Source organism: Vulcanococcus sp. (assembly GCF_044369115.1).
In the GTDB taxonomy this organism is placed as follows: domain Bacteria; phylum Cyanobacteriota; class Cyanobacteriia; order PCC-6307; family Cyanobiaceae; genus Vulcanococcus.
Genome location: NZ_JBIPMN010000086.1, coordinates 1 through 10767 on the forward strand (window position 1 = coordinate 1; position 10767 = coordinate 10767).

Annotated in this window: 16 protein-coding genes; 13 read left to right on the forward strand and 3 right to left on the reverse strand. The window is 59.5% G+C overall.

The window, feature by feature from the left end; all coding sequences use genetic code 11:
* From ACIQ2E_RS08090 to ACIQ2E_RS08125, 8 genes are all read left to right on the forward strand, one after another.
* A partial coding sequence (locus tag ACIQ2E_RS08090; protein ID WP_398328699.1) for a DNA-directed RNA polymerase occupies positions 1 to 485 on the forward strand: 485 nt, incomplete at its 5' end.
* 228 nt (positions 486 to 713) lie between these two features.
* Positions 714 to 1379, forward strand: a complete 666-nt coding sequence (locus ACIQ2E_RS08095; protein WP_398328702.1) for a hypothetical protein — start codon at positions 714 to 716, stop codon at positions 1377 to 1379.
* Entirely contained in the window at positions 1372 to 1713 is a 342-nt protein-coding gene (locus tag ACIQ2E_RS08100; RefSeq protein ID WP_398328705.1) for a hypothetical protein, read from the forward strand. The genes ACIQ2E_RS08095 and ACIQ2E_RS08100 overlap by 8 nt, the downstream gene beginning before the upstream one ends.
* Entirely contained in the window at positions 1713 to 2021 is a 309-nt protein-coding gene (locus ACIQ2E_RS08105) for a hypothetical protein (protein ID WP_398328708.1), read from the forward strand. The genes ACIQ2E_RS08100 and ACIQ2E_RS08105 overlap by 1 nt, the downstream gene beginning before the upstream one ends.
* Positions 2021 to 2371, forward strand: coding sequence for a hypothetical protein (locus ACIQ2E_RS08110; RefSeq protein ID WP_398328711.1), 351 nt, complete (start codon positions 2021 to 2023; stop codon positions 2369 to 2371). The genes ACIQ2E_RS08105 and ACIQ2E_RS08110 overlap by 1 nt, the downstream gene beginning before the upstream one ends.
* A complete protein-coding gene (locus tag ACIQ2E_RS08115) occupies positions 2361 to 2723 on the forward strand; it encodes a hypothetical protein (RefSeq protein WP_398328713.1) in 363 nt (120 codons plus the stop codon). The genes ACIQ2E_RS08110 and ACIQ2E_RS08115 overlap by 11 nt, the downstream gene beginning before the upstream one ends.
* 171 nt (positions 2724 to 2894) lie before the next feature.
* Complete coding sequence (locus ACIQ2E_RS08120) at positions 2895 to 3182, forward strand: hypothetical protein (RefSeq protein ID WP_398328716.1); 288 nt, start codon at positions 2895 to 2897, stop codon at positions 3180 to 3182.
* 168 nt (positions 3183 to 3350) lie between these two features.
* Complete coding sequence (locus ACIQ2E_RS08125) at positions 3351 to 4184, forward strand: EamA family transporter (RefSeq protein WP_398328719.1); 834 nt, start codon at positions 3351 to 3353, stop codon at positions 4182 to 4184.
* Between the two features lie 120 nt (positions 4185 to 4304).
* Here the strand turns inward: ACIQ2E_RS08125 and ACIQ2E_RS08130 are convergent, their stop codons facing one another.
* Positions 4305 to 4580: a DUF1651 domain-containing protein gene (locus ACIQ2E_RS08130; RefSeq protein WP_398328722.1), complete on the reverse strand. Its 276-nt coding sequence runs from the start codon at positions 4578 to 4580 to the stop codon at positions 4305 to 4307.
* A 13-nt stretch (positions 4581 to 4593) separates the two neighbouring features.
* Complete coding sequence (locus tag ACIQ2E_RS08135) at positions 4594 to 5427, reverse strand: hypothetical protein (RefSeq protein WP_398328724.1); 834 nt, start codon at positions 5425 to 5427, stop codon at positions 4594 to 4596.
* A 62-nt stretch (positions 5428 to 5489) separates the two neighbouring features.
* On the opposite strand from ACIQ2E_RS08135, the gene ACIQ2E_RS08140 reads away from it, so the two are divergent.
* From ACIQ2E_RS08140 to ACIQ2E_RS08160, 5 genes are all read left to right on the forward strand, one after another.
* Positions 5490 to 6236 carry a TerC family protein gene (locus tag ACIQ2E_RS08140; RefSeq protein WP_398328727.1) on the forward strand — a complete coding sequence of 249 codons (747 nt, stop codon included), beginning with the start codon at positions 5490 to 5492 and terminating at the stop codon, positions 6234 to 6236.
* Between the two features lie 5 nt (positions 6237 to 6241).
* Entirely contained in the window at positions 6242 to 6592 is a 351-nt protein-coding gene (locus ACIQ2E_RS08145; protein ID WP_398328730.1) for a DUF6464 family protein, read from the forward strand.
* A complete protein-coding gene (locus ACIQ2E_RS08150) occupies positions 6592 to 7287 on the forward strand; it encodes a hypothetical protein (protein WP_398328733.1) in 696 nt (231 codons plus the stop codon). Before ACIQ2E_RS08145 ends, ACIQ2E_RS08150 begins: the two co-directional genes overlap by 1 nt.
* Positions 7288 to 7477: 190 nt before the next feature.
* A complete protein-coding gene (locus tag ACIQ2E_RS08155) occupies positions 7478 to 8773 on the forward strand; it encodes a DEAD/DEAH box helicase (RefSeq protein WP_398328736.1) in 1296 nt (431 codons plus the stop codon).
* 18 nt (positions 8774 to 8791) lie between these two features.
* On the forward strand, positions 8792 to 9574 hold the full coding sequence (locus tag ACIQ2E_RS08160; protein WP_398328739.1) for a DnaJ domain-containing protein: 783 nt from the start codon (positions 8792 to 8794) through the stop codon (positions 9572 to 9574).
* A 6-nt stretch (positions 9575 to 9580) separates the two neighbouring features.
* Here ACIQ2E_RS08160 and fmt read toward each other — a convergent pair whose 3' ends face one another.
* Positions 9581 to 10630: a methionyl-tRNA formyltransferase gene (fmt, locus tag ACIQ2E_RS08165; RefSeq protein ID WP_398328742.1), complete on the reverse strand. Its 1050-nt coding sequence runs from the start codon at positions 10628 to 10630 to the stop codon at positions 9581 to 9583.
* Between the last annotated feature and the right edge of the window lie 137 nt (positions 10631 to 10767).

Below are 10767 nucleotides of genomic sequence, written 5' to 3' on the forward strand. Positions count from 1 at the left end.
TCGCGAATGACAGCCCGTCATTCACCCCTGTTCACTCTCAGATCAGGGTAATCGGGCCTCAGGATTTACACCTCTGGAAGGGACGCGGCCTTGCCCTTAGCGAGTTTGACCGTGACAGCCTTCTCATACGGACCAAACACATGGGAAGAACTCGTGTGGCCAGTGGTTACAGCAAGACGCTTGCCAAAAAGGAAATGCTGAAGGCTCTTTCTCCTTCTTACGTACATTCTCTAGATGCAACGCTGCTTAAGGCTGCACTGAGTGATTGGAAGCATCCTGTGGCATGTATCCACGATTGTGTAGCGGTGTTGCCCACTGACATGGATCGGATCTTGGAACGACTGAGAAAGGCGTTCGTATTCACGGTATCGGGTAATCCCCTTTCTAGCCTCGCTGATGACCTGGGTGTTGGTGAAGAGCAGGTCAAGAGATTGCCACTTGGTACGGCAGATCTTTCACGCATCAGCCAGTTCTTGTTCAATTAAGATCCAGCACCTTTTACGGATAGAACACAGCTTCTATCGACATGATCAACAGTGATTTCTTAGTGGTGATTACTCGAGATCATCTCCAATGCTTGTGTTGAGGGCAGTCCAGTTGGGGAACTGGTGTCTTTGCTGCTCTCATCCACAACCTTCAATGACTCCTTCACTATCAGGCGATAGCTTGTACAAATGAATGAGTGACACAAATGATTCAATAAGGAAACAATTATGGCAACCTTTACACCCGGTATTGCAATTGATCCAACCACCGGGGAAGAAGTGATCAGCTTTGATGCCGGACACTTTGATGATGGCATCGGCAGAAATGCTGCCATTGCTCGTCACATGCAATCGCATCAAGCACAGTATGTCGAATCTCCTGATGGCATGGTTCGGCACGAATGGGCGGACCTTGATCCTGAGCGATACCAACGTCTTGAGGATGACTTCGTCGATCCTGATGAATACCGCCAACAGTTTGATCAGATGGCGATTACTGCTGAAGATCAAGAGTATCTGAAGGATCTCGTTGGTGGCGATGCTGCTTATCAAGATCTGATGTCCTGGGCATCGTCTGTCCTTGTATCGGAGGACATCAACACCTTTAACACCATCATGGCAAGTGGGGATATGGCTCAGATGGAGGAAGCCATCACTGCACTTTTCGACCACTACAGCAGCTCTGACCTTGAAGGTTCAGATGATCCGGTTGTTGCTGCAGTTTTCGATGCTGTTCCCAACTACGACGATATTCTGCACTGGGCTGCTAACAACCTGAGCGACGCAGCGATTGCTGAATACGACAGTGTTATGGACTCAGGTGAGCAGGATCTGATCTTCCAGTTTGTTAATCAACTTGTCGACTATTACAACGAGGCTGAGCTTAATGGCTGATCCCATTCTTGACCTAACCAACCCTGCTGTTGTCGAACAGCTCAAGCAGGTCGATGTTCTTCAAGATCGTCCCAGCAACGAGGACACGGCTTTGGCTATTGAGCACAAGATCCGTGGTCTTCGCAGTGCCAGCACGTTCAAGCTCAAACTTACCGCTGACCAACTGATTAAGCTGGAACGTGATGCTTCGGCTGCTGGCTATCCCGATTGGCACGCGTATCTGCAGCTCCTGATCGACACGAAGATCTTCCAAGGTCAGATTGGAGCACCACTGATCAGCAAGCCGAGCTTTGCTAAGGCAACCGTCTCTGGTCCCAGTTTGTGGAACAGCTGATGGAAGACATTGAACTTCTCTGTCCCTGCTGTAGAGCAGTGTTAGGTGTGGACGATGCTGGTGACCTGTTCGTTCTTGAGGAGGCTTCTCTTGAACCAGGCACAAGTCGCGGTATAGGTGGGCTGACTGTGGTTGATGCTGACCCTGCATGGCGTGAGCACAACTATAGGTTCAACCAACAAAGCCGCATTGATGAGCAGTTGACGGAGTTTGGATTCCCATCGCTCAACAGCTCGTCTGCAACAACACCCGACCCAAAGCTCCAACAGGCTAACGACAACGACCTTAAACAAAAACGACTTAAGTGATGAAACGAACTACTGAAAAGCTACCGATGTATATTTCCTGTCGTGTTGTACTCAACGACGAGCAACGGCAGGCGCTCAAACAAGCGTATCGTTCACAAATGGATGACCTTTCCCCGCAACCGGCTCGGATTGGCGGATCAACAGTTACGACTCAGACCGCTGTCCGTCATCCCATTGAGCGCGAACTTCCTGGCATCCTGTTGACGGATCTGCTCTCTACGCGTGAATCACTTCCGTTAGATACCGTCATTCGCATCCAGCGAGCTTTCGGCGTCGAAGTGATCACGCCAAAGGACGTTCTGAAGCAGGCTGAGAATTACACCGAGTTTATGTTCCGCGATGACCGCTAGACGTAAGGAGAAGCGAACCTCCTCAATCACGGTTGAGCACAGCACCGCCCAAGCTGAACGAGCCATCCAACACCCTCGCCGCGTCTCACCGAAGGATGTAAGCGGCTTTGGTGTTGTTCAGCCTTCCCGCCCTCAACGCTTCAGAAACGGAAAGCTTGTAGCGGTTGCTGGTGTTCCTGTTGCTGGTCAAACTGTTCAAGGTGACTCCGATGCTTACGAAGAAGGTTCTGTTGGGCATGCAGTGTCTGACTTTATTGATGACTACGGTCATGGTGCAGACCTTGCTGGTTGGCAGCACCACGCCCTCGCGATGTTCATCACCGGCAATGACGAAGCTGGAGATTGCTTCTAAATAACTGCCTTTGCATTGGTGCCCAATCTCTGATTGTACGCAGTCAGCATTGGATACCACCCATGCTTAGGCATTGAAGACCACACCACGTCTTCACCAGTCACATCTAGTGATGCAGCATTTGCTGTCCAAGGTGTAATCCCTTGGGTGACCATTCTTTTGACTAACCTAATGACACCCAAACTCCCACCTTCCTACCTCCGCAATGAATGCCAAGGTATTCATCGCTCATGGTTCGATGCTTTGAAGGAACTTAAAACCATCACCCATCCCGAATCTCGCAAGCTACAGCTTGAGCACCTGCGTGAGTTGTATGCCAAAGCCAAGGTCATCGAATCAACCGTTGCTGATCAACTCGACGACCAGGCCAAGGGGCTTTTAAGTCACATCACCTCAAGATCCTTTGACGGCCATGTGGCCATTGCTAAGGGAAGCGAGAATCTGATCAAACTATTCTAGGAGCAGATGTTGCCGTTTGTATTGGCATTGATTACCTACAATTGTGCGTTTTGCTAGATCACCATTCGATCACTGCCTTTAGCATCCGGCTATTTCGCCACCCCACTAAAGACTTGCCAACCGCTTGTAGCATGGTCCCAGATAACTGTTGAGTTCAGCATTTGGATTATGGGCTCCTACTGGGCGCTGTTGACCGCGTTTGCAAATGGTTTTGTTGATTTTGAGGCCGGTAGTGAGGCAAAGCTCTATTCGCCGGTACTGATCTCATGGTTGATCTCTTTCGTCAGCGCGATCTCGTTTCTCAGCTTGAGGCTGCTTGGGCATTCGATACGACTGGACCCTGCTGATTACATCTATGGAATTCCAATTGGCCTTTTACTCGCATTCGGCAATATCGCTTACCTCAAAGCCTTGGCCTCTGGTCCTATAGGCCTTATTTCCGCCGTTGGCGGTATTTCTGTGATCATTCCAGTTCTCTACGATACATTTATCGGCAAGGCACTAAGTCTGAGTGGTGGCTCCGGTGTGTCGATGATCCTTGCCGCAGTATATCTAATTGCCATGCACACCAATGGCTCAGCAATTACAGGACGTATTCAACCAATTGTCCTGATTCTTGCCTCGCTGGCGGCGATGGCGTTTGGTGTTAGTGACATCTTCTTCAAGCTTGGCAACCCATCCAACGGTTTCGGCCTGTTGCTCTTGATTCAACTTGTAGAATGTTTTCTCTTTTCTCTGATTCTGGGCGCTCGGCGTATCGGCATTCGGATGCAGAGGCGCCACCTGCTGCTCATACTTCCACTGGGACTGGTCAATATGCTTGGGTGGCTCGCATATTCCGCCGCCGTCACGAAAGGCTATATCGATATCGCATCTGCACTGGCTTATTGCTCGCCAGTCTTTACCCTGCTTCTTGCTCACTTCTGCATCGGAGAAGTATTAAGTCGTAAGGAGATGATCGCTTTTTGCATGATTATCGCGGGAGCCTGGCTTGTTGCATGACAACACATTTTGATAGGCGCGCAGCTCCCGGCCCAGGTTGTGCCTGAGGACATCACGATCTGACCAAAGGGGATGGCCCACGCAGAGGTCGGCTTCATGGGAGCCGGTCCTAGAGCCAGATCACCACTGCGGTCCACACCGCTGCCACCCCATCCGGATCAGGTTCAACCAGAGCTGCTCGGCATTCTTCCGCAGCATCCTTCGTGGCTGACCCACCAGGGCCTGCTGAGGCGGTTTCAGCTCCCCTTCGGTCACTTCTACCCACTGAGCCCACCGCGAAGCCTCCAAGGGCCGAAACCGGGCGGCTGAATAGCTCATGGGTGAACGGAGCCAGGCCTCTTTGGCTTGGACAGATCTTTGGTTGGCACTGACTCCTGTTTCCAACGTCTGTTTCAACGTCTGTTTGAGCTTAATGAGAACTGGTAAGAACCCTGTCAGGCTGGCCGATCTCGTCTGTTCTGATCAAAGCTTCCTCGAGCAGCATGTTGAAGTGCAGCAGCTGCTCATCGCTCAGCTGCTGACGGCTGCTTCGCTGGAATTGCTGCTCGAGGAGCTGCCGGCCGCGGGTTGCATCCCACTGCAAGCTGCGCAGCAGTTGATCGGATTGCTCAAGCAGGTCTTTGCGGCGTAGGGGTACCGGCGCGCTGTTTGGATCAGAGCCAGTGCCCAGGTTGCGCAGGCAGCGCAGGTAGCTCACCAGATCGGTATAAGCCGTAAGCCGATTGCGGCTGGGGTGGCCGAACGCCCGCTGCAGGTACTGCCCCTCCTGGCTGCGATCCCACCCGATGCGTTGCAGTTGCACTTCGAGCTCCGCCAGCTCATCGCTCCAGTCATCGGGATCGGCCGGAGGTTCCACGCTGGCCGCTGCTGGGGGCAGGGATTCGGCCGTGGGGCCTGATTCGCTGGTGCCGAAGAGGCTGGGCTGGGGCGGATCTAGAGCTTCTGGACCTTCGTTCTCATCCACCGGGGGTGGTGCTGGGATGGACGCTGGTCGGATCACCGGATGGCGAACCGCCCCATTCGCCGCTGGAGCTGCTGCGGTTTCTGGGGTTCCAGCTGGGGCTGCTGCTGCCAGGCGCTGCTGCAATCGGGCGATCGCCCGCTCTTCCGCGTCTTCGGCGCCGGCGGCTTCACCGAGGGCACTGCCCAGGCAGCTGGTGCCCTGCCAAGCGCTCACCTGCACCACCCGCTGGCCTGGCTCGGCGTGCACGAGCCTCACCTTGAGCACCGGTGGGGTCTGCATCAGCGGGGCGGGGCGTTGAACGTTTCTAGACTGCCTGCTTCAGGAATCCTCTGCACGGCGCCATGGAAGCGGAGTCGATTCCTTCTCTTTCACCTCTGATTCAGGCGGCTGATCAGTGGGGGGAACTGCTGCTGCTCCTGCCGCTGCTGGTGGCCCTCGAGGCGGTGCTCTCGGCCGACAACGCCATTGCCCTGGCTGCGATCTCCCGGCAGTTGCGGGATCCCCGCCAGCAGGGCCAAGCCCTGAACTTCGGCCTGGGGCTCGCGCTGGTGTTTCGGCTGCTGCTGATCGCCGTGGCGCGCTGGGTGCTGGATTTCTGGCCGCTGCAGCTGCTGGCTTCGGGGTATCTGCTCTGGCTCTGCATCAGCAACTTGCTGCCCTCTGGGGAAGCGGCTGCGGAAGTGGAGGCTGATCATGCCCCTGAACCGGGGTCTGCCCATCACGACCGCAGCCTGCCGGCGGTGGTGGGCACCTTGGCCCTCACGGATCTCGCCTTTTCCCTCGACAGCGTGGCCGCCGCGGTGGCGGTCAGCGACAACCTGCTGCTGGTGATGGCAGGTGGTGTGATCGGCGTGGTGGCGCTGCGGCTCACGTCTGCACTGTTCATCCGTTGGCTCAGCGTGTTTCGTCATCTCGAAACCGCGGGCTATCTGGCGGTGGGCCTGGTGGGGGTGCGGTTGCTGATTCGTCTGGCGGCGCCGAACCTGGTGCCCCCGGAATGGGTGCTGTTGGCTCTGGTGGGGATGCTCTTTCTCTGGGGCTTCTCCAGCCGCTTCCCCAGCCCTGATCCCAGCGAACTCACACCCTGAACGGCATGCACGTGGAACTGCGTTTGGCCGGCAGCAACCGCTTGCTCGAACGCCTCGACCTTGACGACATCCCGCAGCCCGGTCGCTGGTTGGTGGTCGACGACCGCAGTTTTCTGGTGTTGCAGCGTCACCACCGCTATCAGCTGCGTCGTGGTCGTTACGAGCTCAGCTGCATCGCCCTGCAGGTGAAGGTCCAAAAGCAGCCCGCCGATGCCCGCTGGTGGCAGGGCCGCTGGGTCATCGGTGATCCCAGTTGCACCTACAACGCCCGCAACCCTTTGCTGCGCTGCGCGGTGTTGCCGGAGGGGCCTTGTGATCGCTGCGCCCACCACATGACGGCTGCAGCGGAGCCCTGATGTCCAGGATCATCACGGCGACTGACTTCAATGCAGCGCACATCGGTCGCTGTATGGCCGGTCATGGTGTGGCGTCAGGCCGTGCCGCCGACAGCCCCTATCCCGCCGGCACCATCAGCCTGCAGGCGCCGCTGTTTGCCCGCCACGGCATCGATCTCAGCCCGTATCAGCAGGCCACCCTCAACCTTGATTTCAGCCCCGGTGAATGGCGCCTGTGCCAACCCGATCACCTGGTGGAGCAGCTGCTCTGGAGCGATCGCCATCCCCCGGAGACCTTCTCCTTCTGGCGCTGCCGGCTCCAGCCCTTGGATGCGCGCATCGCTGCGGTGGAGGCCCTCATCTATTACCCCCACCCGGAAACCAAGCAGGCCCATCACCAGTCGCCTTCACTGCTGGAGGTGCTGGCGCCGCCGTTGGGATCGGTCGTGCCTGGCGAGCTGTTTCAGCTGTGGGTGGATGGGCGCTGCTGCCGCCTGATTCAGCCCGCCCGGCTGCGGGCACGGCTGTTGGAGTTCCTCAAGTTCCGAGTGCTGGCGGCTCAGGAGGCCTTCTTCTGGGATGACGCTGCTGGCTTCCGCCGCTGGCTGCAGGCCCACTGGCCGGAAGCCTGTGATCTCAGTGATCAGGATCTGGCGCTCACGTTGGATCAGGCCCGCGCCCTCTACACGGAATGGCCGCTGCCGCCTCGCCCGTAGGGTGAGGATCCAAGGCCATTTCCCTATCTCCTCCTCCACCCACCCAGCTCCGGGACAGGAGCAGCGCACCGGACAAACGTCCCGGCAGCCCATTAGGCGTATCAGCCCCCCGGCAACCGGAAGCTCCTCTGGAGCGGCCAATGGGACCTCGACCAGGGCCAGCGCCGCGAACTCTGCTCCTGCCCGGATCGTGACTGAGGAAGAGCTAAACAGCTCAGCCTTTGCCGCGCTCGGTCTCGGACGACCGATTGTGCAGGCGGTGCTGGAAAAGGGCTACACCAACCCTTCGCCGATCCAGGCCCAGTGCATCCCCGCGGTGCTCGACGGCCGTGATGTGATGGCGGCAGCGCAAACGGGAACGGGTAAAACCGCAGGTTTCACGCTGCCGATGCTGGAGCGGCTGCGGCATGGCCCCCACGCCCGTAACAACGTGGTGCGGGCCCTGGTGCTCACCCCCACCCGTGAGCTGGCCGCTCAGGTGGGCGAGAACGTGGCGGCCTATTCACGCCACCTCGATCTGCGATCTGATGTGGTGTTTGGCGGAGTGAAGGTCAACCCGCAGATGATGCGGCTGCGCGGTGGTGCCGATGTGCTCGTGGCTACACCCGGTCGGTTGATGGATCTGGCACAGCAAAACGCTGTGAAGCTCAACCGGGTGGAGATTCTGGTGCTCGATGAAGCCGATCGGATGCTCGATATGGGCTTCATCCGCGACATCCAGAAGATCCTGGCGCTCTTGCCCCCCAAGCGCCAAAACCTGCTGTTCTCGGCCACGTTCGAGGCTTCGATCAAAAAGCTTGCCACCGGCTTGCTGCATAACCCCGTGCAGCTGCAGGCCACCCCGGAGAACCGCACCGCCACCACGGTGGAGCATCTGCTTCATCCCTGCGACATGGCGCGCAAGCCGGATTTGCTCTGCCACCTGATCAAGAGCAACGACTGGCAGCAGGTGCTCGTGTTCTCCCGCACCAAGCACGGCGCCAATCGCATCGCCGATCGCCTCACGCAAGAGGGCATGGCAGCGGCGGCGATCCATGGCAACAAAAGTCAGGGTGCTCGCACCCGTGCTCTCGCTGGCTTTAAGAGCGGTGAGCTGCGCGTGTTGGTGGCCACTGATATCGCCGCCCGCGGCATCGACATTCACCAGCTGCCCCACGTGGTGAATCTGGATCTGCCTAACCAGGCGGAGGACTATGTGCACCGCATCGGCCGCACCGGCCGCGCCGGCTGCAATGGCCATGCCGTGTCGTTGGTGGCGGCGGAAGAGCATGAGCTGCTACGCGCTATTGAGCGGCTGATCGGCAACCCGCTGCCGAAGCAGGAGGTGCCGGGTTTTGAGCGCACCATCCACTCAGCGCCGCCGCTGGATCTCAGTGGAGGCCGAGGCCGTGGTGGCGGTGGTGGTGGCCGTCGCGGCGGTTCAGGCGGCGGTGGTGGTGGCGCAGGTCGCGGGCGTGCTCCTGGGGCGCGGTCGCGGCAGCGTTGAGGCTGACGGCAGGGGGCAATGGGATTTGATCCAAGGGATTGGCCGTCTGGCGGTCGCTCCTCTCGGCCGATCACCGGCAATCTCGATGCCCTTCTCGAAGAGAACGCAGCCCTCAAGCAGGAGGTGTTGCGCCTGCGTCGCTTGCTCGATCGCCACGAGCGGCTGGAGCGTGAACCGCGTGCCGCCTCAGCTAAACCCCAGTGGCTGTGCCAATCCGAGGCGGCGCACTGGGCCCGCCTGCTCACGCAGCAACCGGGTTGGTCTCAGCTGCGGGCCGGGGACGAAGCCCATGGGCTGATGGGCCTGATTGCCGATCTGAATCGCTCCAGCTTTCTGCCGCAGCTGAGCCTCGAGCAGCGGCTCGATCGCTTGGCGCCTGGTTTGGGTCGTGATCTGGATCAGGCTCTGCATGGCCTCAACAGCAAGCAGCAGCTGGCGCTGCGGGCGGCCTTTGGCGTGTATGGCATCAGCGCCCGGGAGTGGTTGGCTGATGAACCCCGCCGCGTGGTGGCGGAGCTGCGGCAACAATGCCAGCGGCTCGAGCAGCGCAGCCGCACTCGTCGTTCCGGCGCTCGTTCTCGCCAGCAACAAAGAGCTCATGAGGCTCCCCCTGGGCCGCCCCCCGGCAGCGATCCGCGCCGTGCTGCGGCGTATCAGCAGCTAGGCCTGGCCTGGGGCGCTTCCCGCGATGCGATCAAACAAGCCCATCGCCGTCTGGTGAAGCAGCACCATCCCGACATGGGCGGTGATGCCGCCGCGTTCCGCCGTGTCAACGACGCCTACCAATTGCTGATGGCTTAAGCACGATCAGGCCGCGGCATCCCCCAGCTGATCGCCAGGTTTGGCCTGCAGTTGCTGCAGCAGCTGGGTGCCGCTGGCGGCTGCCTTGCCCTCCAGCTGGGCTTCCCGCAGCAGCAGCGGGCAGCCGCTGCTGGCAACCACTAAGCCCACGCCTGAAATCACATCCAGCACTGTGCCGGGCTTCGCTGCATCCACAGCAGGTTGGCTATCGGGCGGCAAACCCCAACGCTTGGCGAGGTCAGCCGCTTCAGGGCTCAGCTCAGCCGCCACGCGCTGGACCAACGGCTCGGTGGTGAGCAGCTTCAGCCGTTTGCCCTGCCAGCTGCTGGTGGCCCCCGGGTAGAGACCCATCACCTTGCGGTGAATCTGCAAGGCCGATTGGTTCCACTCGATCTGGGCGTCCGCCTTGGTGAGCATGCGGGCGTAGGTCATGCCCTCTTCGCTTTGCAGCCGCACTCGGAGCCTTTGCAGCCGCTCGGCCTCAGTGCCAGGGCCGGCCGCTTCGATGAGCGGTAGCGCTTCCACCAGCAGGTTGCCTGTGAGATCGGCCAGACGTTCGCCGAGCTGATGGGCGTTCTCGCGCAGACCGATCGGGATGGTGCGCTCCAGCAACACCGGACCCGTGTCGAGACCTTCCTCCATGGCCATCACGCCCACACCGGTTGTGCTGTCGCCTTCGATCAGGCTCCATTGGATCGGGCCGGCGCCCCGCCAGCGGGGCAGCAGGGATCCGTGGCCGTTCCAGCAGCCCAGGGGCGGCTGCTGCAGGATCTCCGGGGGCAGGATTTGGCCGAACGCCACAACCACGTAGAGATCGGCTCGGAGCTGCGCGAGCTGCCGTTGGCAATCAGGCTCGCGCCGGATCCGCTGCGGGGTAAACACCGGGATCCCCAGCTCGAGGGCCCGCGCCTTCACCGGCGAGGCCATCAGGGTTTTGCCGCGGCCGCGGCGGCGGTCGGGTTGGCTCACGACTCCCACGAGCTCATGACCCGCGGCCACCAGCGCATCCAGGCTGGCCACCGCGTAGGCCGGGGTGCCCCAGAACAGGACCTTCACGGCGGACTCAGGCCTCCCCGGTGATCGAGAGGCCCTCCACCCACACCATCGGGCAGAGCCCATCGGGGGTGATCTTGGCTTCGCCTTCAAAGCCCACGATCGCTTTGAGCACCTGGCGGATGTCACCGGCCACGGTG